Below are 26,040 nucleotides of genomic sequence, written 5' to 3' on the forward strand. Positions count from 1 at the left end.
ACTCATGCGCTCGACCGGCCCGCGGCCTACCGTGACAGGACCGCGGTACGTGCCGGGCAGCGCGGCGGATCCTGCTTTTCCCGTGCCCGACCGAGCTCCAGTTGTACGCGGGGCAACCCCGTCCGGGGCCAAGGACGCTGAATCGACAGGGACATGCGATGACCGAGGCGGCTGCGGAGACCGGCAGTGCCCACCCGGCGGGCCGCCGGGACCTGGTGCTGCGGGCGTGGACGGCCGTACAGCTGAGAAGGTACGTCGGCCTGGCCTCCGCACGAGCGGTGCGACCGATCAGTGCGGCCCGGCGCTGGGGCTCCCGGCTGCCGCCCACGGTGGCCGATGCGCTGTTGCCGGCGCTGCTCCTCCTCAACATCATGACCACGCTCGTCCCGCAGAGATGGCCGGTGTCCGTGGCACTCACCGCCGCCCTCGCGCTGCCCCTGGTGTGGCGGCGCCGGGCCCCGCGCACGGTGTTCGGTGTCGTGGCAGCCGCCGCCTTCGTCCAGTGGCTGATGGACGTCCAACTGCTGGCGGACATCGCCCTGCTGGTGGCGCTCTACACGGTGGCCGCGCACTCGGGGCGGCGCGGCACGCTCCTCGCCGGTGCCGTCGTGGAAGCGGGAGTCCTGCTGGCCTGTCTGCGCTGGGTGGCGGACGACGTATTTCTGACCCCCTTCGTGGCGGTGACCGCGATGGTCGTCGCCGCCGCCGTCCTCGGTGTGAACGTACGGACCAGGGGCGACTACCTCGCGGCCGTCGAGGAACGGGCCGCACGCCTGGAACACGAGCAGGAACAGCAGGCGCGACTGGCCGTCGCCGAGGAAAGGACACGTATCACCCGGGAGATGCACGACATCGTCACCCACAACCTGTCCGTCATGGTGGCGCTCACCGACGCCGCCCTCTACGCCCAGCACCGGTCGCCCGAGAGGGCCACCACCGCGATGCTCCAGATCTCCGAAACAGGCCGACAGGCCCTGACCGACATGCGGCGCTCCCTCGGTGTCCTACGGACCGACGAACCGGACGCGGTGCGCCACCCGCTGCCCGGCATCGCTCAACTGCCTTCCCTCGCCGACCAGATGGGCGCCGCCGGGCTGCCGACCCGCCTGGAAACCCACGGCGAGTACAGCCACATTCCCGCCACCGCCCAACTGACCGTCTACCGCCTGGTACAGGAAGCATTGACCAACGCCCTCAAGCACACACCGACCGGCACGCACGCCAAGGTCCGCGTGCGGTGCTCAGCCGAGACCGTCACCGTGGACGTCACCGACAGCGGCCCACCGTCCCTCCACCGCGGCGCTCCACCGTCCGGCGGTCACGGCATCCCGGGCATGCGTGAGCGTGCGGCGGCCTACGGGGGCACGGTGCGGGCCGGACCGCTCCCGGGCGGCGGCTGGGGAGTCCATACCCGTCTCGACCTCGGCAGCGGTGAGGAGGCTTCCTCATGACGATTCGCGTCCTGATCGTCGACGACGAGGCGCTGCTCCGTATGGCCTTCAGCACGGTTCTGGAGGCGCAGCCCGACATGGCACCGGTCGGCGAGGCCGCGGACGGCACCGAGGCCGTACGCCTCGCCCGGGAACTGCGGCCCGACGTCGTCCTCATGGACGTCCGGATGCCCGGGACCGACGGGATCGAAGCGACCCGACAGATCACCGGGGCCAGCCCGCGCAGCAGAGTGCTGATCCTCACCACCTTCGACCTCGATGAATACGCCTTCGCGGGCCTCCGGGCCGGAGCTTCGGGCTTCCTGCTGAAGAACACCAGGCCCGAGGAGCTGCTCACCGCGATACGCAACGTGGCCGCGGGCGACGCCGTGGTCTCCCCGCGGATCACCCGCCTGCTGCTGGAGAACTTCTGTCCCCACATCCCCGACGGCAGCGACTCCGGCCGCGACGACGAGCGGCTGCGACGGCTCACCCCCCGCGAGCGCGAGGTGCTCATCCAGGTGGGCCGCGGCCTGACCAACACCGAGATCGCGGCCACCCTGCATCTCGCGGAGGCGACCGTGAAGTCCCACCTGGGGCGGATGCTGCCGAAGCTCGGACTCCGTGACCGGATACAAGCCGTGATCTTCGCCTACGAGAGCCGCCTCATCCACCCGGCATGACACCGGCACCCGGCCGCGGCTGGTTCTGCTCTGTCACCCGAGCGAGCGCGTCCGGGCGGCGCGGCCGTGGTGGTCTGCGTAGCGTGAGGGCATGTCCTGGACAGCCGATCGGTGCCGTGGCCGTCCCGCGCTGGAAGGCCGCCGCCGACTGCGAGCCGCGGTGGCTCGTGGCGCGGGGTCACTCGTGGCGCGGGGTCATGGGTCGAGCAGCCATGGGGGAGTCATGGGGTGGCTCCCCCCTCCCTGGCGATCGGCGCCCATGTGTTCGTCGTCGCCCCGTACGTCCACCTCTTCCGACCAGAACCACATCCGCACAGAACTCGACCGCCCTATCGGCTGTCAGCCCCTGCGCTCCTGATGACGGCCCCGTGTCCCTAGGGAGGATCATGTCTCTGGCCCACCCCGCCCGTACGCCCGACATGGTGAACATCATGATCGTCGGCGACTCGATCAGCCATGGCAGCAGCGGCGACTGGACCTGGCGCTACCGGTTCTGGAAACACCTCCACGAGCGCGACGTCAGCGTCGACCTGGTGGGTCCCAAGGACACCCTCGACAACATCCGTACCGCCGAGGTCGGCGACGACGACGCCACGTACGCCGAGTCCCGGTTCGACCCCGATCACGACGCCCAGTGGGGCCGCCCCTACGTCACCGAGAAGGACGAGATCGAGGCCAAGGTCCGTGAGCACCGGCCCGACTACCTGCTGGTGCTGCTCGGCATCAACGACCTGTTCTGGTACGGCATCGAACCCGCGCAGTTCGAGGCGAACCTGCGGGAGTTCATCGCCGCCGCCCGCCGGGCCGACGGACACCTCGCGATCGTTCTCGGCACCATCCTGCAATGCCGCAAAGTGGTCGATGATCCGGACTTCGGCGCCCGGGTCGACGCCAGCAACGACCGGCTGCGCGCCGTGGCCGAGGATCTCGCCACCGCGTCCTCCCCGGTGGTGGTTGCCGAGACAGCCGCGGAGTTCGTCGCGGCGGACCACACCTGGGACGGCACCCACCCCAACCCCAACGGCGAGATCCGCATCGCCGCCGCCTTCGCCGATGTCCTCGCCGACCGCTTCGGCATCGGCACCCGGTATCCCCGCCCCTACCCGGACGTTCCCCCCGTCGCCCCGCAGGCCAAGGCGAGCATCGACTGAGACACCTGACGGACCGGGGCCACTCCCTTCTCTCCACACAACCGCCCAGGTCAGCGCCGTCTGACTCCCCGCGGCCGTTGGTAGGAAACCCCCGGTGGCCGCGCCTCCCGCTCCGGGTCCACCATGGAAGAGAGGTCGGCGCAGGCGCCGAACACCTCCGCGTCGGCGCGCCTCCGGAACCCCACCGAGGAGGCAACCACCATGAGTGACCGCTACGGCCGACAGGCACCACCGCTCACCTTGGATGAACTGGCCCGCCGTGAAGACATCCCCGCCACCGAAAAGCAATCCGACGAGGCACAGGCGGGACTGGCATCTGCTCGTGTCACCGTGACCGTCCCCTCAGGGCAGCAGCTGCTGCACCACGACGGCCCCACCATCGTCCTGCCCGAGGGCTCCTTCCACGGCCGGACCGTGGACGAGACCCGGCTCCACGAACCCGACTCGCTGGCACCGCCGGACGATCCGCCGCGTCCCTACCGGCCGCTGTGGCAGCCGCAACTGCACTACCCCCGCATGACCGGGGTGCCGGAGACACGGCTGCGCCGGATCAACGGCCGCACGGTCGTCGTCCCGACCGACAGCGGCCATGTGTACGGGGAGTACACGACCAGACAAACCTACTACCCGTCGGGCTACCCGTGGGCGTGCATCGGTCGGCTGTTTGTGTGGAGCGACGCGAGCCAGCCGAACTGGGACTCCTACGGCACGGCGGCACTCGTGGGCGACCGCACAGTACTGACGGCCGCTCATATGGTTCCGTGGGGCGCGTCCAACTGGGCGGCGCAGTTCATCGCCGGCTACTACGACGGCAGCTCCAGCGCCGGCAGCGGCGGCCAGTCCTGGGTCACCAACGCCCACGGTTATTCCGGCCACGACGTGACCGCCCACGACATGGCCGTCCTGCGACTGGCCGACCCGCTCGGCGGCTGGCTCGGCTCCCTCGGCACCAAGGCGTACGACGACGGCTGGGAGGGCGGCAACTACTGGACCCTGGCGGGCTACCCGAGTGCGGTGACCTCCGAGCGCCCCAGCTTCCAGGCAGCCATTCACGTCATCGACGACGACGAGGACGGCGACGCGCAGGAACTGGAGCACCACGGCGACGACACCGGCGGTGACTCGGGCGGCCCCTTCTTCGCGACCTGGGACGACGGCCCGTACGCCATCGGCACGGTCAGCGGCTACGAGGAGATCTCCGGGCCGCTCGGCATCGGCAGCGAGGACAACAACATCGTGGCGGGTGGACCGGCCCTCAACGCACTCGTCAAATACGGCCGCGACAACTGGCCGTAGCCACCGAGAACGGCCGGCCCACAGCCGACGAACCACGACCGACTTGTTGTCAGTCACTCGTGCCCTTCAGCTCCGTTCCTCGCCGCACTCCGTGACGCCCCGGAGAGGCCCCGTCACGGCGACGGGGAGTTCGGCACTGTCGGATGGCCGTCGAGCACGGTCAGGCGGGCGATGACCTCGTCACCGGAGGAGGCTGCCGTCGGCTGGAAGCCCACGGAGGCGTACAGCTCCGCGGCCACGGTGTTGTCCGGGTGATAGGACAGTCGCAGCTCGCGGCAGTCCTCGCGTCGGGCCAGCCACTCCACGAGGGTGCGCACTGCCGCCCGACCGATCCCCCTGCCCTGCTCGGGGGCGTCGATCACCATGCCCCCGAGCCAGTACGAGCCGTCGTCGTCGCGGCCCCACATGAGGTGACCCACCACCGTGTCATCGGCGTAGACCGCCAGCGAGTGCCAGATGCCTTCCCGCGACGACAAAAGCAGGTAGCGGGCCGCCAATGCGGCCACGTATCCACGCTGGTCGTCCCGTGGAGCGATATCCGCTACGGCACGCCAGTTCTCGTCGTCCACCTCACGCAGGACGACACGTCGCCCCGCTTTGTCAGAAAGCCCAAGGGTCATCACGGAGAGCAGGCTACGAACCAAGCGGTTGATCCGCGAACCATTTCGCTTCCTGAACCCCGCAACGGCAGCCCCCGCTACCGTCGGCACCCCCGGGCCTCCAGAGCCTTCGGCAGATACGCGCGAAGGAACTCCTCCAGCGCTCTGCGGCGCTCGGCGGTCCCCTCCGGAGCCGGATGCGGTGAGGTGAGGTCGATCAGGGTCACGAATTTCTGCCGCCTGCCCTCGTACGTACAGGCATTGACCGCCACTCCGCCCCGGTCCGCGATCCGGGCGTCGTCCCCGATGACGGCCTTCCGCGGATTGCCCATCCGTACCAGGGCGCTGTGCTGCACGGCGACCGGATCGGTGGCCGCGTCGGTCACGTCGTCCGTGAGGTACACCGTCTGCTTGTTGTCCACGGAGAGCGCGCAGACGGAGCTCCGGGGACTGAGGTCCTTCCGCGACTGGTCCAGCTTCTGTCCGTCCGGCAGCAGCGGGGCCAGCGGCTTCGCCCCTACGGGCACACCGCACAGGGCGTCGGGCACGGTGTAGTCATCGGAAGCGGAGCACCCCGCGAGGACCCCCAGCGCGGCGCACAGCGCGAGAACGCGGAGCGTGCGGGTCACTGGTCACCCGCCAGGCCCTGGGCCGCCGCGTTGCCGTTGAGCGCGGCGGTGCTGGCCTCGTTGGTCAGCGTGTACGCGTCCTTGCCGCTGTTGGGGTTGACCTTGTCCCACTGTTCGGCCAGCGCCTTGAGCTGACCCTCCCGGCCGGTGAACACCTTGCCGTTCTGCTCCTGGATCTCGTGGTTGATGCGGGCCTGTTCGTCCAGCTGCCACTGGTAGGTCAGCGCGTCGACCCCGCGCTGGGCGATGTCGCCGACCTCGGGGATGAAGTTCACTGCCGCGCCGAAGCCGTGGTACATCCACTTGGCGTCCCAGGACGGGTCGTGCTTGTCGGTCTTGAGCGCCTGGTAGCGGGCCTCCTCCAGGAAACCCGTGGTCTGCCCGGCCCGCTGGAGTGTCTCGTGCGGGTCCTTGGGATGGTCCTGGTAGATGTCCCGCACCATCTCCTGGTTCATGAAGTCGTTGAGCTTTCCGTACGAGTCCTGGCTGCGCGAGATCTGCTTGGTGACTTCCAGGAGCTGACCCCGGTCGAGCAGCTTCGGGTCGTTCGGATCGTTGGCGAGCGCGCTCATCGAGTAGTGGACCTCGTCTGAGTGGTTGCCGAGGACGATCGCCATGTCGTCGCGGAACTCGGGAGCGAAGTCGTCACCGGACGCCGCCAGGTATTTCAGCGACCGGTCGAGGACCTGCCGGTGCTCGGGTGTGTGGTCCACGGGCCGGGCGTTCGGGTCGTTCGGGTCGACTCCGGTGGCGGCAGCGATCAACGCCTTGCCGGTGGCGTCCCTGGCCTGGTTGCCGTCACCGTGGTTGAGCGGTGTGTCGTCGAAGGTGTGGCGGCCGTTGAGGACGTACTCGGCGTTGTCCTGGGGGACCGTCGTATTGAAGAACTGGGTCGCCGCGCCGGGGGACTTGGACAAGGCGGTCATGAACCCGGTCATGGGATCGTGCCCGAACTCGTCACCGATGAAGTTCATCTTCGGCATCGGGGGGCCGCCCACGCCACCGTTCCAGTAGTGGTCGGGCAGCTGCATCTTCTTCTCGGTGGAGACGAGCGCGTTGCCGTAGTCGTTGAGGAACGTGTCGCCGTAGTCGCCGACCCGCATCAGGTTGCTCATCAGCTGGAAGCCGTACACCTGCGTGCCGTGCGTCCTGATCGTCTGGCCGCCCAGACCGACCATCTCCTGCTCCCAAGTACGCATCGCGGAGCTGTCGGTCTGGGTGGCCCCGGCCAGGGTGAGGCTCAGGTTCTTCTGCAGGTCGCCCAGCTGGTCCAGGCGGGCGCGTTGCAGTTGGCCTCCGTCGGACGGGTCGGAGAGGTCGGCCCAGAAGTCGAGGAGGCCGCGCGAACCGAGGGTGGTGGTGAACTTCTCCTGGAAGAGCCGGTCGTTCTTGTACGCACCGAGCTGCCGGGTGAGGTTGTCGAACTCCTGGGGGGTCATGTCGTCCCCCTTGCCCTTGATGAGGTTCGCCAGGTCCTCCGCGTCCTTGAGCGCCTTGGCAGCCGAGTCCCGGTCGCCGTAGGAGGCGTCGGAGAAGCCGAGCGGGGTCTGTCCCATCAGCGCGGTCAGCACCTGCGCGGCGCTGGTGTCGCTCTCGGTGGCCTTGCTGAGGATGCGCTGGACCTCGTCGCGCAGGTTTTCGGCGTCGGCCATGGAGTGCCCGGGCACCGTGGTGCCCTTGGCCGCGCGGTCCGGGTGGATGTTCATGGTGACGGTGAACCCGCCGTGGCCGGTCCCGACGACCGTCAGGTTGTTCTTGAGCCCGTGCTCGATGGCCTCGTTCAGCTTCTGCTGCCAGTCGACGAGTTCGTTGTACGTGTCCTGGAGAATGTTGCGGATGGTGGTCGCCTCGGTGACGGCGTCCCCGAACTCGTTGGCCGTCCGGGTGATGAACTGCCGGGTGACCGTGGCGTTCGCGCCCGCCCAATTGGCCTTCTGGGACTTGCCGTCCAGCTGGTTGTGGGCGTCCGTCCGCAGCGACTCCAGTTTGCTGATCATCGTTGTCCAGTCGGAGACGGCCGTGCCGAGCGGGGTGAAGTTCCCGAATCGGAGTGCGTCCAGTTCCATCAGCCCTGCTTCCCTTCCCCGAAGGCCCGGTTGAGGTCGAGCGCGCTGAGGCTGGTGACGATGTGGTACTCGTCGCCCGCGTGCGCGTTCTTGGTGTAGTCGAGGTGGTTGGAGATGTGCGCGCAGGCCTGGAGCAGGCTGTCGACCTGGTTGTTCCAGTGCTCGGCGACGGTGACAAGGGCGTTGCCGAGTGCGAAGTCCGCCTTCATCGCGGCTCCGGCGGCGTTCGTGCTCTGCTTGGCGTGGTCCCCGTCGGTGTCGAGCCGTTGGTAGAGCTTGAACGCCTCGTCACCGACGGCGGCCAGGTCCTGCTGGCTCACCACGAGGTCGCCGTTGACCGGACCGCCCCCGCGATCGTCGTCCGGCAGATGGTTGAGCCGCATCCGCCCGGAGTCCTGCTTCTGCGCGGCGGTGCTCTTGAGCTGGTTCCACTCCTGTTCGAACGACACGCTTTCCCCCAAGTGAGTGTCCATCGATCGAGAAGATCTGGCCGCATCCTACGGATGCTGGCGAGAAACCGCTGGAGAAATCCGGTCGGACGATGCATCAGGTGATTTCGATGTCGGCCGTCATGTCCATGTCCGACCGCCGCCCGGCTGATGCACACCACCCTCGCCGCCTGGCCCTGGAGCACCGAAGACGGCCGGCAGCGGCTATGACGCCCCCGGCCCCCCGGCCCCCCGGACGCCCCGGCACCGCGCTGCCGGGGCGTCCATGGGAACTCTGCCTCGTCAAGCGACAGAGGGAACTTGGGTCACTTCTTGCCCTTCAGGGAAGCCACGTCCTTGGCCAGCCCCGTGACCTGGGTGGTGAGTACTCCGATCTGCTTGCTCAGGGCTGCCAGAGCGTCCGCGCTGCCGGGGCTGCCGTTCCGGTGAGCCGCGCGGCTGCGCACTCGGGCGATGCCGGTGGGTACGCCGCTGATCTGGATGCCCACCTCGTGCCACGCTGCCAGCACAGCCGCCCTTTCGGCGCTGTCGGCGCCGTACAGGTCTTCGGCCTTGTGGTACGTGGTGTTCGCGAAGTCCTGGAACTGGGTCTCGGCGCTGGAGGCCTTGAGCGCTTCGTACCAGATGGCGCCGGCCGCCTCCCACGCGAATCCACCGATGCCCGCGGCGGTCAGGTAGAACGCCTTGTTGGGAATGCCGGAGTTGATGTGTACCCCGCCGTTGTCACCTCTTTCGGAGTTCGGCAGGTGGACGAACCTGCTCATGTGGTCGGGCTGCGGGTCCTTGCCGAACAGGGCGTTGTCGTACGCCTGGCCCGGGGCCTTCATCGACCGCAGGGCGTCGGCCTCGATCCCGGGGGTGAACACATCGGGACCGATCAGCCAGTCCGCCTCCTCGGCCGACTGCTTGAGCGACCACTGCTTGACCAGCGAGCCGAAGACGTCCGAGGCGGATTCGTTCAGGGCACCCGGCTGGTCGTGGTAGGCGAGGCCCGCGGTGTTCTCGGTGACTCCGTGCGTCAGCTCGTGGGCGATGACATCGAGGGATCCGGTGAAGTCGGTGAAGACCTTTCCGTCTCCGTCGCCGAAGACCATCTGTTGCCCGTCCCAGAAAGCGTTGTTGTACTGCACGCTGAAGTGGACGTATCCGTCCAGGCGCATCCCGCGGTCGTCGATCGAATCGCGGTTGAACACCTCGTGGTAGAAGTCGTGCGTCGTGCCGAGGCCGTTGAACGCTCGGTTGACCGCGTCGTCTGTCGATGCCGGTCCGTCTTCCGACCGGGCCATGACCGCCGAGGGAAGCAGTCTGCCGTTCTGGCAGTCGAAGACGGTCCGCCGTCCGTTGCCCGGGGTGGCGGCGCCCGCGAATCCCGCCCGAATCGCTCGCTCACCGCGCAGTCCGGCGGTGGTCAGCAAGGTGTCCAGTGCCGATTGGTGGACTTCGCTGTTGTCGCTGCGCAGGAGCTTTTCCAGAAGGTGCGGAGGAATGATGCAACTGATGCGGCAGGTCCTGGTCATGGGATGCCTCTGCAAAGAGGAGCGACCGCGAGGGCTCGCTCGTCCGGTCTTTTCGTGTGGTTGTTCCGCGTGTTCCAGAGCAACCCTGCCTGTCCCGACTCGGGGTGGCGGTGGTGGACGCTGACCCTGCTCGGAGGGCGAAGTGCCTTACGGCCGCGGGCTGTGCAGTACGCGCGCGGTCCTCGCTTCCGCTGTGTCCATTGTGTCCATGACTGCCAGCGGTGAAGGCGTATCTACTTCGAGTATCCCTTCGCGGAATGCGACTTGCACCCCGAGCGGGGCGCGTTCCCGTGCCATGTGCACCGACGCGGAGAGTGGTCCCGGACATGCCGGTACGCCCCCGCCCCGTGCCGCCGGAAACGCGGTGGAAGTACGGGCGGCGTGTGCTTAGTGTCGCGGGATGAGTACTCGTACCTTCCGTATCACCGTCCGGGGCGTCTTCAGCGAGCTCAGCGCCGACCAGCGGGCCGAGCTGCTGGCCCGTGCCGCGGATCATGACGTCCTTCAGGCGGCCTTCACCTCCGAAGGGCACCTCAGCTACGACCTGGCCGCGCGATCCGCCTTCACCTTCCGCTTCCTCGACTCGGGGGAGAAAGAAGAAGACATCCTGGCGGCGACCGAACGAGCCGAACGAGCCGCGAAGACGTGGCTCTCCGAGCGCGGCTACGGCTACGCCAAGCTCCGGAGCAGTGCCGAGGACCTTTCCCAGGCACCGCTGGGCAAGCGGCAGCGCCGCGCGGCGGCCCAGCAGAGCGCCTGAGACAGCCGCGGCACGGGCGCGCCGGCGCCCTCCCACTTCCTCCAGGCCGTGAAGGCCTCATCGGCGAGCCGGTGCTCGCCGATGAGGCAGGCCGACAGATTGATGAGGTCTACGGTCGCTGCCGGGGATCCGGTAGGAATTCGGTGTGGCTGATGGTCCCCGTGGCCGAGTCGAACAGCTTGCCGTCGGCCGCCCCTGCCTACTGCTGCCTCGCCCCGTCCGCTCCGTACCGGAGGCCGTCGAGGAGCAGGTCGAGGAGACGGCCGGCTCGTTCGCGCTGGTCCGGAGCGCTGGTGATCAGCGCGACCCCGGCCAGGCTGAAGCCGACGTCCAAGGGGTCGATGTCGGAGCGCACCAGACCGGCAGCGGCACCGGCGTGCAGCAGGGTGGTGAGCGCGGTGCCGAGCTTGTCGAGGGTCTCGGCGAAGGGGTCCGCACCGGATGCGACCGCGGCCCGCAGGGCGTCCGCCATGCCCTGCTTGGCCGCCACGTAGTCGATGAAGTGATCCATCCACAGCCGCAGTGCCCGGTCCGGGGCATGATCGGCGAGCAGCGTCGTGGCGCTGTCGCAGACGCGCGCCAGTTCGTTGCGGTAGGCCGCCTCGACCAGCGCCTCCCGGGTCGGGAAGTGGCGGTAGAGGGTGGCCGAGCCGACGCCCGCGGCCTTGGCGATCGTGTCGATCGCCACGTCGGGCCCCTTTTCGGAGAAGGCGCGCACGGCTGCTTCGAGGATCCGCTCGCGGTTGCGGCGGGCATCGGCGCGCAACACGCTCGGCTTGGTGGTCAAGGCTGTTCCCTTCGTCAGGGGACCAGTCTAGCTGGACAACCGGGGAGGTCCCCGTTTAACGTGATGGGTAACCGGGGAACTCCCCGGTTACGGGTGTCGGCCCGTCGTGCTCCCATGCAAGGAAGACCCTCATGACCTCCCCCAAGACGGTTCTGATCACCGGTACGTCCTCCGGTATCGGCCTGGCCGCCGCCATCGGCGCGGCCCAGGCGGGCTGGACGACCATCGCCACCATGCGTGACACCGGCAAGGCCGAGGCCCTGCTCAGGACCGCCGCCGAAGCGGGTGTCGCGGACCGGATCCAGGTGAAGCGCCTGGATGTGACCGACTCCGCGGGCATCACCCTCTGCCTGGACGAGGTCATCGCCGAGCACGGCCGCCTCGACGCGCTGGTCAACAACGCCGGCGCCGCCCAGGTCGGCACCATCGAGCAGAGCAGCCTCGACGACGTCCGCGCGGCCATGGAGGTCAACTTCTTCGGCGTGGTGGCGGCGACCAGGGCAGCACTGCCGCACCTGCGGGCGTCCGAGGGCCGGGTGATCACCGTCACCAGCGTCGGCGGCGTCGTCGGCCAACCCTTCAACGAGGCGTACTGCGCGGCCAAGTTCGCGGTGGAGGGTTTCATGCAGTCGCTCGCGCCGGTCGCCGCCACCGTAGGCGTCGATGTCACCGTGGTGGAGCCCGGTGCGGTAGCCAGCGAGTTCGTCGCCAATCTCGGCCTGGACATCGCGGCGCAGCTGGCCGCAGCCGGGCCCTACGGCCCGGCGCTCGAGGCCTACATCAACCGCACGCGTCAGTCGTTCTCCACCGCCCAGACCTCGGCCGAGGCAGCCGCCCCGATCGTCGAGGCCCTGACCGCTGCCCGCCCGCCCTACCGCGTCCAGACCTCGCAGTGGGCCCGCGACTTCGTCGCCACCACCCTCGCCGACCTCGACGGCTCCGCCGTCCAGAACCTCACCCGTACCTGGGTGCGCTGAGCGCCCCACGCTCCCATGGGTGCCCCGGGAACGCCGTACGCGGCAGCCCGTACAGCACCTCCGCCCGTCGGCGCCACAACGTCACCGCACCCGCCCCACGCGACCAGCGCCTCCGCCGAGCCGGGGGTCCGCACCGCACCGTACGCACAACCCACCAGTCACACCGCGCGAACGACCCGCACCAGCAAGGAAGATCACCATGGAACTCCGCACCCTTGGCAGCCAGGGCCTGACCGTCTCCGTTGAAGGACTCGGCTGCATGGGCATGAGCGCCTTCTACGGCCACACCGACGAGGCCGAGTCCCTCGCCACCATCGACCGCGCCCTGGAATTGGGCGTGACTCTGCTGGACACCGCCGAGAGCTACGGCCCGTTCCGTAATGAGCAGCTCCTCGGCAAGGCCCTCGCGGGCCGCCGTGACCAGGCCGTTCTCGCCACGAAGACGGGGATCGAGTTCACGGACGACGGGACGCTCCGAGGCCACAACGGAAGCCCCGCCTACATTCGTCGCTCCCTCGACCGCTCGCTGCGTCACCTGGGCACCGATCACGTCGACCTGTACTACCTCCACCGGGTCGACCCGCAGGTGCCGATCGAGGAGACGGTCGGCGCCATGGGCGAGCTGGTGGACGCCGGCAAGGTCCGCCATATCGGCCTGTGCGAGGTCGCCCCGCAGACCATTCGCCGTGCCCACGCCGTCCACCCGATCACGGCGGTTCAGACCGAGTACTCGCTCTTCGAGCGCGGCATCGAGGACGACGGGGTCATGGCCACCCTGAACGAGCTCGGGATCGGCCTGGTCGCCTACTCGCCGCTCGGACGCGGGTTCCTTACCGGTGCGATCACCAGCCCCGACGACTTCGCGGCCGACGACTTCCGCCGCACCGACCCGCGCTTCCAGGGCGAGAACTTCGGCCGCAACCTGGCCGTCGTCGACCAGGTCCGCCGCCTGGCCGCCGCCAAGCAGGTCTCGCCGTCCCAGCTGGCCCTTGCCTGGGTGCTGCACCAGGGAGCGGTCGCCATCCCCGGGACCAAGCGCCGCCGCTATCTGGAGGAGAACGTCGCCGCCACCACCGTGGCGATCACCGATGAGGAACTGGCCGCCATCGACGCGGTCGCCCCGCGCGGCATCGTCTCCGGCGACCGTTACGCCCCCGAACTGATGCGGAACCTCAACGGCTGAGGCCGGGGATGGCCGGGTGGGGGATACCCGAAGGGCGGGCCGGACACCGCCCAACCGGCCCGCGCCGCGTCGTCCCGGCGGCTCGCCCCTCAGTCGCCGACGCCGATGCGTGTCGGGCGCAAGAGCGAATCAGGAGGTCGGTACGTTCGGGGTCCTCGCGACGTCCGGGGTGTTCGGCCGCCGGGCGAGCAGCACGCTGGCGATGATGATCCACAATCCCGATACGAGGAAGGCGATGAAGCCGGCCCAGGGGATGAACATCAGCACACCGAGCACGATGCCGGCCCAGCCGAGCCAGCGAGGCAAGGGCGTTCCGCTGCGCGCTGTGTCCAGCCCGGCGGCGAGCAGCATGGTGCCGATTCCGCCGACAAAGGGAATGAAGAGGTCGTTGCTGAGGACATTCATGGCCTGAAGGGCAGGCCCGCCGACTTTCTGCTTGTCGCTCGCGTCGATCAGCGCGAGCGTCACCGCCGATCCCAACCAGAAACCCGCGGCCGACAATATCCCTCCGGCGAAGGCGACTTGAGGCAGCCAGCCGTGCCGGTCGGACTCGGCGAGGTGGTGCCGAAGACTACCGGCGAAGAAAACCAGGAGGACGCCCGCCAGGATCAACAGGTACAGGGAAACCGCCTGCCGCGTGTCGTGCTCCTGGAAGAACAGCCTGATCTGCGGCCCGGAATCCCCGATACCCGGCGTATCGCCACCCACACCGAAAGCGACGGCGATCAGAACAACGGCCACGAGGCCGGTCAATGGTCCGAGACGCATCGGAAGCCTCCGATCCGGGCATTCGGATACTGTTTTCAGCGTTCCACGCAACGTAGGAGCAGGCAACTCGCCGCTGCCGCGGTGAGCTCTCACGCTCCGGGCCCGCGTGAGGCTCACCGAGATGAACCCGTCAGGTCGCGCCTTGTGCCCGGCCGGCCCCGGGCTGGAAGACGGCAACCGTTCGAGAAGCGCATGATGGTGAGTGGCAGAGGCCCCGTTACCCGCTCGTCAGCAGACGGCCCCTACGCCCCGGCCTGCTGGTAGAGCGTCACCAGGAGGCCGTGCACCGGCTCACCCTCCGAATCCTCCTCCGTCTCGTCGACCAGTGCGGCCAGTGCCTCGGCGAGCCGCGCTGCCTTGGCCGGGCTGAGCCGGATGTGCCGCAGTGTCAGAAGGTGGTCGACGGGGGAGCGGTCCAACTCCTGAGCGACGGCGCCGAACAGTGCGGCCGTACCCTCGGCCTGCGGTTCGGCGACGAGCAGTCGCTCGGCGGTCCGCCGGTAGTACTTCTCGGTGCCACCACGCACCCGTCGCGTTCCCGCGTCCTGGACCAACCCCGCCTCGCACAGCACCCTGAGGTGGTGGGAGACGCTGCCCTTGTTCGCTCCCAACTGTGCGGCGAGGCGGCTGATCGTGGACGGCCGGCTGCTCAGGGCGAAGAGCAGTCGCTGTCGCAGGGGGTGGGCGAGTGCGGTGTGCTGCAGAGGCGTGCTGATCCGCTGGACGCCGTCGTCTGGTTGGTGGTTCACCAGATCAAGCGTTAAGTACGGTTGACGCTTTGGCAAGGCGCTGGTCTACTCCCTTCCATGATTTCCACCACATCGCCACGTGCGCTGGACGCCGTCGTCGAGTCGATCGCCGACCTGGTCTGTGAGAACTACGTCTTCCCCGATGCCGCCCGACAAGTGGCGGACCTGCTGCGGCGCCGGAGCGTCGAGGGCTCCTACCGGGCCGCATCCGCCGAGGAGTTGGCCGAAGCGGTCACCGCGGACCTACGGTCCGTCAACGGCGACCTGCACCTGGCACTCAAGTACCACGCCGTGCCGGTGCCGACTGAGCAGGGCGCGGCGGCACTCGCCGCGATGCGGAGAGAATTCGACGCCTCTCTGTGTGGTGTCCCGCGCGTGGAGCTCCTCGACGGCGACGTCGCGGTCCTGGAGATCGCACCCAAGATGTTCCCGCTGGACTGGGCGGCGCAGCCGCTGGCCGCGGCGCTCTCCCTGGTGGCCCCCGCCCGCGCCCTCATCCTGGACCTGCGCCGCAACACCGGTGGCGATCCGGACACGGTCGCCTTCATCTGCGGCTATCTGCTCGACGGCCGGACACACCTCAACACCATGGTCTCGCAGCAGGGGAAGGTGGCTGAGCAGTCCTGGACGCCCCCGTTCGTACCGGGTGCCCGCTTCGGTGGCAGCAAGCCGCTTTCCGTGCTGACGAGTGGAAACACCTTCTCGGCGGGCGAGGAGCTCGCGTACGACCTGCAGCAGCTCGGGCGCGCCGAGATCGTCGGGGAGGCCACCCGGGGCGGCGCGCACCCGCGCGAGGGCTGGACGGTGCACCCGCACCTGGAACTCAGCGTGCCTGTCGCCCGCGCGGTCAACCCGGTCTCGGGCACCAACTGGGAGGGCACCGGAGTCCAGCCCGATGTGCTGTGCGACGCCGAGACGGCGCTCGACCGGGCGCTGCCTCTGGCCGTGGCGCGCTTGACCTGAGTTCCTTCTTCTGGATCAGCGGGCGGACCGGATGAAGACGCCCGGGGTGTGGTGTCCGGTCGGGGAGACGGTGGCGGTCTTCTCCGCGCGGGTGACCAGGCCTGACCAGTCCCGAGTCCATGACGCCGTCGGCCGCCTGCGTTGGTGTAGGCGGCAGTTGGTTTAACCCGTTCGGTCTGCCTCTCGACGCGCGTTCGCGGCAACCCTCTTAGGGTCGAATCAACCTCTCGGGGATCGTGAGGAGGCTCCTGTGGATCGTCGTGCTGGCGCGGCCTGCATAGTGCTGGCTTTCGCTTCTTGTGCTCTGTCTTCCGGCACTGCCCATGCGCAGACGGATCTGGACTGCAGTGACTTCCGCTTCCAGGAGGAAGCGCAAGCCGTCTTCGACAGGGACCGCAGTGATCCCTTCCGGTTGGATGAGGATCACGACGGAATCGCCTGCGAGACATTGCCCAGGAGGGGCAATGTCCTGCCCACGCCGGCACCCTTCGGCCCCACCGCGATACCTACTCGTGGTGCTCAGGGTGGGATGGGGGGCACCTCAGAGGCCGGCCCCGGCAGGCTTGAGATCGGGGCAGGTGTGGTCCTGGTGACCGGCGCCGCGGGTATCGGTTACATCGTCCTGAGGCGACGGCGTCAGGTGTGAGCGCGTCTCGTCAGCGCGGTGTGGCGGGCGGCTCCCGTTGGCGCGGGGGTGGGTGACACAAACCCCTGCGCAGAAGTGGAACGCGCCTGCGCCTCACCGAGTGCTTCGTCACCCAGCATCCGTCGCGCCAGGGGCCTGCGAACGAGCGGGCGCCGGGCGGCAGCGTCCTCTCGAGCCATATCGCGGTCGCGCTAAGCATGGCAGGGCAGGCCTGACGTTGACGCCTGACCCGGCAGTGGGGGAGGGCGGTGTGTCCGACGACCGCCCGTCATGAGACGGACCCCACTCCGTGCAGGAGCTAGGTGGGCGCGGTCGTCGGCCCATGGCCCCGAACTTGCCGGCGCCCGGGACCTTTCGACCCTATCCCGCCGTTCTCCGGTCCGGGAAGCAGGTTGCAGCATGATGGGCGCTGCGGATCGGATCCTGCCCCGGCCGCGCCCGGTGCGGGAAAGCGTTGCTGCTCCCGCTGTACGCATACGACCCCGCCCATCACCCCGACCCGGTGGCGTTGTCCGGCCAACTATTTGACCTCAAGGTCAAAAACCCTGCTACGGTAGCGCCATGGGCAGGCCGAAGCAGTTCGATCCGGACGTGGCGGTGGAGCGCGCGATGGACGTGTTCTGGCGCAAGGGGTATGCGGCGACTACGCCGCAGGACCTCGTGGACGAGATCGGCATCGGCAAGGGCAGCCTGTATAACACCTTCGGCAGCAAGCACGCGCTGTTCGAGCGGGCGTTGGCGCGCTACCGCGACTCGCAGGTCGCGTGGCTGACCGCACTCCTCGACCATCCCGGTTCGGCGAGGGACCGGCTGCGGGGCGCACTGGAGGCGCTGGTCGAGCTCGACCTGGGCGACCCGGGTCGGCGTGGCTGCATGGCGGTCAACACCGCTGCGGAGTCTGCCCCTTCCGACGCCGAGACGGCCGACACCGTACGCAAGATGTTCGCGCGGACGGAGGGCGCGTTCCGGGCGACCGTCGAGGAGGGCCAGCGAGCCGGTGAGATCGACGGTGCTCGCGACGCGGCGGCGGTGGCCGCCTGGCTGCTCGCGACGGTGATCGGTATGCGGGTACTGGCGAAGACCGCTCAGGATGCCACGCAGTTGAGGCGAGTCGTGGACGCGGCGATGGAGTCCTTGTAGTTCAGTGCCGCCGGTTGGCCCCCCGGCCGGGCCCTCATTTTTGTGGGCTTGTTTTGTACCTGTAGTTCAAAAATCTGCAAGGAGATCTGACATGGAGCTCAATCTCGTAGGGAAGACGGCGGTCGTCACCGGGGCCAGCCGAGGGGTCGGCCTCGCGATCACGCGGCAGCTCGTCGCCGAGGGGGTCCGAGTCGTCGGCGCGGCCCGCACGATCACCTCCGAACTGAAGGAGGCCGGGGCCCACCCGGTGGCAGTCGACCTGAGTACGCCGGCAGGCGCGGAGGAGTTGGGGGCGCAGGCGCTCGCGGAACTCGGCGGCGTGGACATCCTGGTCAACAACCTGGGCGGCGGGGACGCGTTCAATCTGCACGGGTTCCTCGCGACCGACGACGCCCTGTGGGCGCAGAGCTTCGAAGTCAACCTGTTCGGCACGGTCCGGGTCACTCGCCGACTGCTGCCGAGCATCCTGGAACGCCGCGGCTCGATCGTGAACATCTCATCGATGAGTGCGCGTCTGCCGGGCACGGGCCCGATCGAGTACGGCGTCGCGAAGGCGGGTCTCAACGCGTTCGGCAAGGCGCTGTCCGAGGAGTTCGGGCCCCAGGGCGTACGCGTGAACACCGTCTCGCCCGGCCCGACGCGTACGGGCATGTGGGAGGACGACGACAGCTTCGGCGCCCGACTTGCCGAGGCCCATGGCATCGGGCACCGGGACTTCGTGTCCGGGGTGCCGGCGGGGATGGGTATGACCACCGGCCGCATGGTCGAACCAGACGAGGTCGCGGCCGTCGTCGCGTTCCTCGCCTCGGACCGCGCGGCGAGCATGACCGGCGCCGACTATGTCGTCGATGGCGGCGGCATCAAGACGGTGTGAGGCTCACGGCCGGAGCGCAGGGGCTCGGGACCCGGCCTGACGGCAGGTCTTGGGGCATCCGGTGAACCGGGAGGCGTTCTATCGCCGAACCGCCGAGATCAGTCCGCCGGGCCCCTCCTCGGACTGCGGCGGGGAACTCATCGGGCGGCCGTAGGCGGCAGCGCGCTCGCGCAGGGTGTGACTGTCGGCCTCCCAGCCGTGCCCGGCCAGCCAGCCCACCGGGTCCTCGGGCATCTCCGAGATCCACATGGACGCCGCGGACCCCGGTGCCGCGTCCGCGCCGAAGCGTTCGATCACACCGCGCGAGCCCAGCGTCAGCCCCATCCAACTGCCTGCCGCCGACTGCGTGCTGATCCGGGACAGCAGGAGCTCCACCGCGTCATCGGGGAGGTAGATCAGTAGTCCTTCGGCGATCCACGCGGTCGGCACGGCCGGGTCGTGCCCTGCGGCGACCAGTGCGCCGGGCCAGTCCTCACGCAGATCCACCGGGACGGTGATCCGCTCGCAGGCCGCGACGGCCCGCTCCTGGCGCAGCACCGAAGCCTTGAAGTCCAAGGGGGCGGCGGTGTCGACCTCGAACAACCGGGTGCCCTCGGGCCAGTCCATCCGGAAGGCGCGGCTGTCCATGCCGGCGCCGAGTAGCACGACCTGCCGGACCCCGGACGCGCAGGCCTGCTCCAACAGATCATCGAGGAACTTCGTCCTGATGACGATGGAGAACGACACGCCCAACCGGCGGCGACGCGCGGCCTCGTCATCGGCTAGTGGCGGCGAGGACGGCCACAGACCGCCGGCGGCGGCGAAGGCCTGTGCCAGTGGGTCGCGGAACAGCGCGTTCTCCCGCTCGGTCTCCAGCGCCCGCACTCGGGCCACCCCGACCGCTGTGGCCCACACTCCCGACGGCTGCACCCGCTCCTGCTCATCAGTCACCGCGCCAGCCTAGATGACCGATTTCAGGGGCCCTGACGAGGGAGTGGGTTTCGGACGCCGTCAGTGCTCCGGCACGGACGAGCCGGCACGGACACGCCGTCGGCGCCCCGGCACGGACGACCTCGCCGCAAGAACTCGCCCCGCAAGAACTCGCCCCATCAAGGTCTTTCGGGCTTACGGGCCAGGAGGCAGGCGTGCGGCCTGTTCACCCGACCGCCGGGCTCCTGCTCCAGCCGTGCCGTGACGACGAGTCCGGCCTCGCCCAGCAAGCTGACCAAGTGGCCCAGGGGCAGCAGATGCGACTCATAGGACACGGGACGGCCATAGCCGTGAGTCGGCCGCAGCCGTTCATCGCCCACGTAGTCTCCCCACAGCAGGAAGCCGCCGGGCGCGAGCGTGCGGTGGAATTCAGCGAACACCGCGGGCAGCCATTGCGGGGGCGTGTGGTGGGTGGAATACCAGGCCAGGATGCCGCCGAGTTCGTCGTCCCCCGTCTCCAGGGCCGTCATCGAGCCCTCGGTGAACCGCAGGTCCGGATAGGCCTGACGGGCCAGCCCGATCATCTTCGGTGACAGATCGACGCCGAACGCGGACACCCCCAGCCCGGCCAGGTGCGCCGTCACGCGGCCGGGGCCGCACCCCAGGTCTGCGACCGGCCCCAGGTCGGCCGTCCGCACGAGTTCGGCAAACCCCGCCAGCATCGCGCGGGACAACGGGTCCATCTCCGCTGGAGACGGGACACGTTGGACGTACTCGTCGGCGACCGTGTCGTACGACTCCCGGACAGCGGTCAGAAAGGAGGGCTCGGCCATGCTGCCGACCCTAAACCAGGGCACCGACAGGCAGTGGCGCGAGCTTGTTGACCTGCCTGGTATCCACCGCCGCAGCCCCGGCCCCGGCCGTCACACCGCACCGCCGAACCCTTTCAACACCCGCTGCTGAACGGCCGTTTGGAGCGGACGCCGGGTGGGCCGCGGCTCAGATGACCAGGACCCGGCGCCCCCGGGTGTGGCCGCTGCGGCTGTCAGCGTGCGCCGCCGCTGCCTCGGTGAGCGAGTACGACTTCTCGACCGGGATGTGGAGCATGCCCCGGGAGATGAGGTCGACGGCCTCGGCGAGCGCGTCCGGTACGCTCCCGGCCGCGCCGGAGAACCGGACGCCCAGCCGCGGCGCATCGAGGTCGGCGATGGAGACGACCTTGCGCGGGTCGCCTGTCAGCTCGACGAGTTCGCGGATCACGCCCGAGCCGGCCAGGTCGAGGGCCGCGTCGACCCGGCCCAGGTGCCGCACCCGTTCGACCCAGCCCTCGTGGTAGGTCGTGGCGAGGGCGCCCAGGCCGCGCAGGTAGTCCTGGTTCGCGGCCCCGGCCGTGCCGATCACGGTGATGCCCCGCGCGCGGGCGATCTGCAGCACAGCCGACCCGACACCGCCGGACGCGCCGCTGACCAGCAGTGTCTGCCCGGGCCGCACGCCGACCTCACGGATGACGCGCAGCGCGGTCTCCACCACAGACGGGTACCCGGCCGCCTCCTCGAAGGACAGTCCCTCGGGCATCCGGGCCCAGGCCGACAGCACGGCGAATTCGGCGTACGTGTCGGCGCCCTCGCCGAACACGCGGTCGCCGACCTCGACCCCCACGACGCCCTCGCCGACCTCGTCCACCACGCCGGCGGCGTCCAGTCCGACCCCGGCGGGCAGATCGACCGGATGGGCTGGTCTTCCGGATGATCGATGCGGCTTGGGAGGCCACCGCGCCCTGAACCGGGGTCGTCGGCGGGCTGCGGCCGGGCCCGGGGGCCGGGTCCCGGGCCGGGCTCGGGCGACGCGGCCGGTCGGCGGTGCCGAAGGGTGCCAAGTCACCGGCGGTGGCGTCGATGGACTCAGCAGGACTCAGCGCAGGGCCTTTCACGGCGCGTGGCCGGTTTCGTTCCCGCCTTCTTCCGGTACGGCCCCCGAGTCACCGACTCTGACCCGACAGCCACCCGCGCGGTGTGAGGAGAACCTGCATGAGCGGAGTGCGGAACCGGGGACACGAGAACGTCGCTGCGGACGGCCGGCAGCCGTCAAAGACCCCCGCCGCGGAGGGTATGACGCCGTTCGACGACATTTACGACCAGCCGGATCCCCGGGCCTATTTCCAGGCACTGGGCCCACTGGAATACCAGACTCCCCATCACGGACAGAACATCTTTCGGCGGGCGCTCGCGGCCCTCAGCGGGGGGGTCCGCGCACCGGAACCGGTAACCGTGATGGACATCTGCTGCTCTTACGGCATCAACGCGGCCCTTCTCAACCACGAAGTGACGCTGGACGACCTCTGCGCCCACTACACGTCGCCGCACGCCACCGCCCTCACCACAGCCGAACTGATCGAATGGGACCGCGGCTACTACGCGGCTCGTCGGCGCGACAACCCGGCCCGCGTGATCGGACTCGACATGGCCGCGAACGCCATCTCCTACGCATGCGAGGTCGGTCTGATCGAAGCGGGCTTCGCCGAGAACCTCGAATCCGCGCCTCCCTCCCAGCCCCTGCTCCGCGCCGCGCGGCACGCCCGTCTGATCACGATCACCGGAGGGTCGTCCTTCCTTTCCCCCCGGACCTTCCAACCGATCCTGGACTGCGCCCAGGACCCGGTGTGGGTCGCGGCTTTCGTGCTGCGCACGTCCTCGTACGCGTCCATCGCCGCATGCCTGGATTCCTTCGGCCTGGTCACCGAGAAGGCAACCACGCACCCCTTCAGGCAACGACGTTTCACGGGCAAGGACGAGCAGCAATACGCCGTCCAGGCGGTTGCCTCGGCCGGCGATGACCCGTACGGAACGGAAACGGACGGCTACTTCCACACCGTGCTGCACTTGTCGCGCCCACCCGAGGACGTGACGGCGTTCCCGCTCACCGACCTGATGCCGAGCCCGTGAACCTGTCGGCCCTCAAACACTCCCTAGGAGGCGGCGCCGAGGTTCACAGTAATCGCTCGACCAAGAGGATTAGTAGTTATCGTCTTCGTCCTCGTATTCGTCCTCATTCGCGGCTTCGCTGTCAGGGTGCCCCTCGCCCGCGACCACCGCCTTGCCTGTTGCCCTCTCGACGGCCTGTACCAGCGCGTCCTGGCGGGCCTTGAAAAAGGCTTCGAAGTCGTCCCGGGCCAGCAGAGCCGGATCGACCATGTGGGTACGAATGTGGTCGGCAACCACGTCCGCTTCCACCTCGGCGTTTTTGGCAACCTTGGGGAGGTACGTGGAAGGCGCCGCGCCACCGATGATCCGGTTGGTGCGGGAGGCGAGGGGGGTCTTGTTGATGATGGAGTTGTACCGATCGGGGGAGATCTGTTCGTCCACGCACCAGGCCCGTGGGAAGACATGATGGATGTCCACAGACTCCGCGAAGTACTCCGCGTCCTCGGTCCTCTGGCCGGTACGCCAGTCGACGGCGCCTTCCTTCATCAGCAGGGCATAGATCCCCTTGTACGCGGCGCTGTTGCGGGTACGCAGTGTCAGGAGTCGGTCCTCGCTGAACCGGGCGTCGCGGATGGTCCGGGGCTCGGGTCCGTTACTACGCACCCATGCCACCGTTTCGGGGAGATCGTGGCTGAACCGGGTTTCCGTCGAGCCGCCGTAGAGCTCACCGAAGACTCCGCACCAGTACCAGCGGGCCATCTTCTGTTGGGCTCCGGCGGGTTCGGCCTTCTGCCCCAGCGTGCTCAAGATCGATGCCAGCGGGATCAGCTGGGTGCCATAGGGCAGGAACCTGGTATCGAACAGGTACTGCCGGCGTGCGAACTTCGCGGCCTGCTTGAAGCCCTCGACAAGCAGAGGCGCAAAGCGCTGATACTCCATCAGCCCCAGCCCCAGCATGTCCTTGCGCTTGCAACCGATGCGAGGCAGTCGCTCTTCGTCGTCCCCGGCCGCGAGCGCGTCCTCGCGCCGGGCAGCTGTCGCCATGAGCGTGACGGCTTGGAGGAAGTCGGTATTGGACACCTCTTTGAGGATGCGGTATTCGGGGGCCTTCCATGCGGCACGCACCTGATTGGCCCAGTGGTCGCGCAGGTTGAACTCGTCGGCGGCATACGTGGCGGTGAGCAGTTCGAAGACGGTGAGGGTGACGCCGCCGGTGTTGACCTTCTCGAAGACCTGGCAGACCGCCTGACGCTCGGTCTGCTTGCCCAACTGGATGACCGGGACCTGGTAGAGGTCGAAGGGACGGACGAACGCCTCCTCGAAGTCGCGCCACCCTTTACGGCCGTCCTCGCCCCGCTCCTTCCAGTAATCCTCGTAACCGTAGCTCCACTCCCTGGTGTTGAAGAGGGCGGAAAGCGGGAAGAGGTGCGCCGCGTATTCGTTCTCGGGGGTGGAGTAGTCCTCGGTTGGTTCGCCCCTGAAGTTGCGGACTACGCGGTCCGGCGGCAGTAGCCGGATCGCGTCCTCGCGGTCGATCTGCGGGTCGAGTGCCTTCATCATATCGACGTAGAACCACCCGCTCGTCGGCCGCTTCCGCTGGTTCAGGGTTTTGACGGGCTCATTGAGCATCAGGGCCTGGAACAATGAGGTCATGCGCTGCTGGCCATCGAGGATCAATGCGTCCGGGTCGACGTTCGCAAGGGGAGTGGCACCTTCGATCGGGCGGTACTTGAAGCGGACGTCACCACCGGTCTGGAGCAGCATCAAGGTGCCGACCGGGTAGCCGCGAGAGATCGAGGCCAGCAGGCTGATGATGTTCTGCTCCGGCCAAACCCAGCCACGCTGAAACTCCGGAAGCTGTGTTTCGCCGTCTGCCGCCCGGCGGAGCAGTTTGGCTAACTGGATCTTGTCGATTCCGAACGCTTGTTCAGTCATGGTCCGTCCCCTGTCTGTGCTGACCGTCACCGCGAGCCTAGCGGCGGTGGGGGCAGCTCAGGGCCGGCTCGGATTCACTCAGGTGGGCTTCGCGGCGTCGCACTCGCGGACGGTCAGATCAGATCGGCGGCGACGCCGGGTGGATGCCAGTCCCTTTGTTGCTTACCAACGGACTTTGCCGCAGGGGACGGTGTAATAGAGGCCGGAATTGTCCGATGCGCTGAGGTGGACGGCCAGGACGGTGCCGTAACGGGCCCGCGCGGTCGCCACGCTGATCGTGGGGTGGGGGGTGATCGAGCAGCGTTCGTAGATGTAGGTGTTGGCGGGGAAGCACGGCTGGGGTTCCCCCGACCAGGGTAGGTAGGGGATCTGACCGGTCCCAGTCGATCCGTATCCCCGGGCCTTCCAGGTGCGGAGCGCTCATGAGGGTGCCGTCCGGCGTCCGGCCATGTGCACGCTGGTAGTCGAGTGCGTACGTGATGGTGTCGGCCCCGAGCTGCAGGTCGGCTGCTGCCAGCTGGGCGAGTGCATAGGCGTCCTCTTCGGACCGCTGCGCGTGTGGCGGCAGGCAGCGGCGGATGGGCGTGGCCTGTGCGGGGTATCCGTCGTCATCTACTGATCTTGGTGATTCGGCGTCGCGCGGGCCGTGCGGCAGGTGGTGACCGTGCCGCGGGTCGGCCGTTCCCTACGCTCCCTCCCATCATGCTCGGGTTGAGCGGGACGGCCTTTCCCGCGTGCCGGGAGTCAAGCAGATCGGCTCCGGATCATGCCCTGTCGGGCAGGGGGACGCTGTGCGGCGTCCGCAGCGCCGACTGACGTTCTGTCGGCACCTGTTCGGCCGGAGGAGAACCGGGAAATGCCGGAGCGCGGGCGACGGCAGTCGACGCCTCGTCCAGGTGTTGAGGTGCAGGCCATCGGTGGCGGGACTTGTGCCTTCGCCAGGCCAACTCCCGCTTGGCACCGGGCCTTGCCACCGCTACGAGGGGCGGCGCGGCCGGGGCAGCGGCCAACGGTCAACGGTCAACGGCCCTTGTCCAGTACGCCCCCGGCGTAATGTGGGCGCATGGTCCACCTCAAGCAGCCGCACCTGTCGGGACTGGGGCGGAACCCAGTCGCCCCGGTGGGCGTCTTGGTGCGTCTGGCCAGGCACGCGGCGGGCCGGCATGGGCTGGTCATACGCGCGGGACAGCTACCGGACACCGTGGCCGAGGCCCTGCTTGCGTACGGCGGCAGCGATTCCGCCGTATCCCTGCACGGGCGCCGCATCTCCTCGGCGATGCGCCGCCGCATTGCCCAGCACCCCGACCCCGCCATTCGCGACGCCTACCCGGACTTCATCCGTCACAGGGTGGACATCGGGGTGCCGCTGAACATCGAGGTCCTGGTCGACGTCTATGGCCGACCGCCGGGGGAGCTGGCGGCCAGCTCCGATCCCAAGCTGCGCGCGATGGTCGCGCAGACCTGGCATGACCGGCCGATGGCCGTGCAAGTCGCGCTGCTCAACGATGCGGACCTAGGCCGTTTCGTTCGGATCATCTGATCGTTGGTTCGGGTGTGCCTTTGACTGACGCGCAGTGGGCGCGGATTGAGCCGTTGCTCCCGGACCGG

General features: G+C 68.7%; 25 protein-coding genes and 1 pseudogene. 14 read left to right on the top strand and 12 right to left on the bottom strand.

The features are described 5' to 3' along the window. Window positions 1-158 precede the first annotated feature (158 nt). The 4 genes from ACZ5ID_RS32375 (at window position 159) to ACZ5ID_RS32390 (ending at window position 4,560) form a co-directional block, all read left to right on the top strand. Window positions 159-1,451, top strand: a complete 1,293-nt coding sequence (locus ACZ5ID_RS32375) for a sensor histidine kinase (RefSeq protein ID WP_468905085.1) — start codon at window positions 159-161, stop codon at window positions 1,449-1,451. Next, window positions 1,448-2,113: a response regulator gene (locus ACZ5ID_RS32380; RefSeq protein WP_468905088.1), complete on the top strand. Its 666-nt coding sequence runs from the start codon at window positions 1,448-1,450 to the stop codon at window positions 2,111-2,113. Before ACZ5ID_RS32375 ends, ACZ5ID_RS32380 begins: the two co-directional genes overlap by 4 nt. A gap of 386 nt (window positions 2,114-2,499) precedes the next feature. Further along, window positions 2,500-3,264 (top strand): SGNH/GDSL hydrolase family protein, encoded by a 765-nt coding sequence (locus tag ACZ5ID_RS32385; RefSeq protein ID WP_468905090.1) that lies wholly within the window; start codon window positions 2,500-2,502, stop codon window positions 3,262-3,264. A gap of 201 nt (window positions 3,265-3,465) precedes the next feature. Further along, complete coding sequence (locus tag ACZ5ID_RS32390; protein ID WP_468905092.1) at window positions 3,466-4,560, top strand: trypsin-like serine peptidase; 1,095 nt, start codon at window positions 3,466-3,468, stop codon at window positions 4,558-4,560. 113 nt (window positions 4,561-4,673) lie between these two features. Here ACZ5ID_RS32390 and ACZ5ID_RS32395 read toward each other — a convergent pair whose 3' ends face one another. The 5 genes from ACZ5ID_RS32395 to ACZ5ID_RS32415 form a co-directional block, all read right to left on the bottom strand. Beyond that, window positions 4,674-5,180, bottom strand: coding sequence for a GNAT family N-acetyltransferase (locus tag ACZ5ID_RS32395; RefSeq protein WP_468905094.1), 507 nt, complete (start codon window positions 5,178-5,180; stop codon window positions 4,674-4,676). Between the two features lie 77 nt (window positions 5,181-5,257). After that, entirely contained in the window at window positions 5,258-5,788 is a 531-nt protein-coding gene (locus tag ACZ5ID_RS32400; RefSeq protein ID WP_468905097.1) for a hypothetical protein, read from the bottom strand. Beyond that, window positions 5,785-7,854, bottom strand: a complete 2,070-nt coding sequence (locus tag ACZ5ID_RS32405; RefSeq protein ID WP_468905098.1) for a hypothetical protein — start codon at window positions 7,852-7,854, stop codon at window positions 5,785-5,787. Before ACZ5ID_RS32405 ends, ACZ5ID_RS32400 begins: the two co-directional genes overlap by 4 nt. After that, window positions 7,854-8,303 carry a hypothetical protein gene (locus tag ACZ5ID_RS32410; protein ID WP_468905100.1) on the bottom strand — a complete coding sequence of 150 codons (450 nt, stop codon included), beginning with the start codon at window positions 8,301-8,303 and terminating at the stop codon, window positions 7,854-7,856. The genes ACZ5ID_RS32405 and ACZ5ID_RS32410 overlap by 1 nt, the downstream gene beginning before the upstream one ends. Before the next feature lie 305 nt (window positions 8,304-8,608). Continuing rightward, window positions 8,609-9,820, bottom strand: coding sequence for a M4 family metallopeptidase (locus tag ACZ5ID_RS32415; RefSeq protein ID WP_468905102.1), 1,212 nt, complete (start codon window positions 9,818-9,820; stop codon window positions 8,609-8,611). Window positions 9,821-10,220: 400 nt separating this feature from the next. Between ACZ5ID_RS32415 and ACZ5ID_RS32420 the strand changes: the two genes are divergently transcribed. After that, window positions 10,221-10,580, top strand: a complete 360-nt coding sequence (locus ACZ5ID_RS32420) for a DUF6204 family protein (protein ID WP_468905104.1) — start codon at window positions 10,221-10,223, stop codon at window positions 10,578-10,580. 199 nt (window positions 10,581-10,779) lie between these two features. Here ACZ5ID_RS32420 and ACZ5ID_RS32425 read toward each other — a convergent pair whose 3' ends face one another. After that, window positions 10,780-11,367 carry a TetR/AcrR family transcriptional regulator gene (locus ACZ5ID_RS32425; RefSeq protein WP_468905107.1) on the bottom strand — a complete coding sequence of 196 codons (588 nt, stop codon included), beginning with the start codon at window positions 11,365-11,367 and terminating at the stop codon, window positions 10,780-10,782. Between the two features lie 131 nt (window positions 11,368-11,498). Here ACZ5ID_RS32425 and ACZ5ID_RS32430 point away from each other — a divergent pair, with 131 nt between their 5' ends. Then, a complete protein-coding gene (locus ACZ5ID_RS32430; RefSeq protein WP_468905110.1) occupies window positions 11,499-12,344 on the top strand; it encodes an SDR family NAD(P)-dependent oxidoreductase in 846 nt (281 codons plus the stop codon). Window positions 12,345-12,543: 199 nt separating this feature from the next. Beyond that, on the top strand, window positions 12,544-13,527 hold the full coding sequence (locus ACZ5ID_RS32435; protein ID WP_468905112.1) for an aldo/keto reductase: 984 nt from the start codon (window positions 12,544-12,546) through the stop codon (window positions 13,525-13,527). Window positions 13,528-13,656: 129 nt separating this feature from the next. On the opposite strand, the gene ACZ5ID_RS32440 is transcribed toward ACZ5ID_RS32435, so the two are convergent. Then, window positions 13,657-14,295: a hypothetical protein gene (locus ACZ5ID_RS32440; protein ID WP_468905115.1), complete on the bottom strand. Its 639-nt coding sequence runs from the start codon at window positions 14,293-14,295 to the stop codon at window positions 13,657-13,659. A gap of 242 nt (window positions 14,296-14,537) precedes the next feature. Beyond that, window positions 14,538-15,044, bottom strand: a complete 507-nt coding sequence (locus ACZ5ID_RS32445; protein ID WP_468905117.1) for an ArsR/SmtB family transcription factor — start codon at window positions 15,042-15,044, stop codon at window positions 14,538-14,540. A 57-nt stretch (window positions 15,045-15,101) separates the two neighbouring features. Here ACZ5ID_RS32445 and ACZ5ID_RS32450 point away from each other — a divergent pair, with 57 nt between their 5' ends. The 4 genes from ACZ5ID_RS32450 (at window position 15,102) to ACZ5ID_RS32465 (ending at window position 18,667) form a co-directional block, all read left to right on the top strand. After that, the gene (locus ACZ5ID_RS32450; protein ID WP_468905119.1) at window positions 15,102-16,007 is read left to right on the top strand and encodes a S41 family peptidase; all 906 of its coding nucleotides are present in this window, start codon (window positions 15,102-15,104) and stop codon (window positions 16,005-16,007) included. Between the two features lie 280 nt (window positions 16,008-16,287). After that, complete coding sequence (locus tag ACZ5ID_RS32455; RefSeq protein WP_468905155.1) at window positions 16,288-16,653, top strand: excalibur calcium-binding domain-containing protein; 366 nt, start codon at window positions 16,288-16,290, stop codon at window positions 16,651-16,653. Between the two features lie 561 nt (window positions 16,654-17,214). Next, entirely contained in the window at window positions 17,215-17,793 is a 579-nt protein-coding gene (locus tag ACZ5ID_RS32460; RefSeq protein ID WP_468905122.1) for a TetR/AcrR family transcriptional regulator, read from the top strand. 91 nt (window positions 17,794-17,884) lie between these two features. Then, window positions 17,885-18,667: an oxidoreductase gene (locus ACZ5ID_RS32465; RefSeq protein ID WP_468905124.1), complete on the top strand. Its 783-nt coding sequence runs from the start codon at window positions 17,885-17,887 to the stop codon at window positions 18,665-18,667. A gap of 78 nt (window positions 18,668-18,745) precedes the next feature. Here the strand turns inward: ACZ5ID_RS32465 and ACZ5ID_RS32470 are convergent, their stop codons facing one another. From ACZ5ID_RS32470 to ACZ5ID_RS32480, 3 genes and pseudogenes are all read right to left on the bottom strand, one after another. Continuing rightward, a complete protein-coding gene (locus ACZ5ID_RS32470; RefSeq protein WP_468905127.1) occupies window positions 18,746-19,597 on the bottom strand; it encodes a class I SAM-dependent methyltransferase in 852 nt (283 codons plus the stop codon). A 158-nt stretch (window positions 19,598-19,755) separates the two neighbouring features. Beyond that, window positions 19,756-20,409 carry a class I SAM-dependent methyltransferase gene (locus tag ACZ5ID_RS32475; RefSeq protein ID WP_468905130.1) on the bottom strand — a complete coding sequence of 218 codons (654 nt, stop codon included), beginning with the start codon at window positions 20,407-20,409 and terminating at the stop codon, window positions 19,756-19,758. A 166-nt stretch (window positions 20,410-20,575) separates the two neighbouring features. Beyond that, window positions 20,576-21,310 (bottom strand): annotated as a pseudogene (locus ACZ5ID_RS32480) (NADP-dependent oxidoreductase); the annotation flags it as partial. A 293-nt stretch (window positions 21,311-21,603) separates the two neighbouring features. Between ACZ5ID_RS32480 and ACZ5ID_RS32485 the strand changes: the two are divergent. Further along, window positions 21,604-22,518 carry a hypothetical protein gene (locus ACZ5ID_RS32485; protein ID WP_468905133.1) on the top strand — a complete coding sequence of 305 codons (915 nt, stop codon included), beginning with the start codon at window positions 21,604-21,606 and terminating at the stop codon, window positions 22,516-22,518. Window positions 22,519-22,587: 69 nt separating this feature from the next. On the opposite strand, the gene ACZ5ID_RS32490 is transcribed toward ACZ5ID_RS32485, so the two are convergent. Continuing rightward, complete coding sequence (locus ACZ5ID_RS32490) at window positions 22,588-24,432, bottom strand: GmrSD restriction endonuclease domain-containing protein (protein ID WP_468905135.1); 1,845 nt, start codon at window positions 24,430-24,432, stop codon at window positions 22,588-22,590. Window positions 24,433-24,880: 448 nt separating this feature from the next. Between ACZ5ID_RS32490 and ACZ5ID_RS32495 the strand changes: the two genes are divergently transcribed. Next, a complete protein-coding gene (locus ACZ5ID_RS32495) occupies window positions 24,881-25,051 on the top strand; it encodes a hypothetical protein (protein WP_468905137.1) in 171 nt (56 codons plus the stop codon). A 444-nt stretch (window positions 25,052-25,495) separates the two neighbouring features. Further along, window positions 25,496-25,972 (top strand): hypothetical protein, encoded by a 477-nt coding sequence (locus ACZ5ID_RS32500; RefSeq protein ID WP_468905140.1) that lies wholly within the window; start codon window positions 25,496-25,498, stop codon window positions 25,970-25,972. The last annotated feature ends 68 nt before the right edge of the window (window positions 25,973-26,040 follow it).

This window comes from Streptomyces sp. NPDC031670, assembly GCF_055580545.1.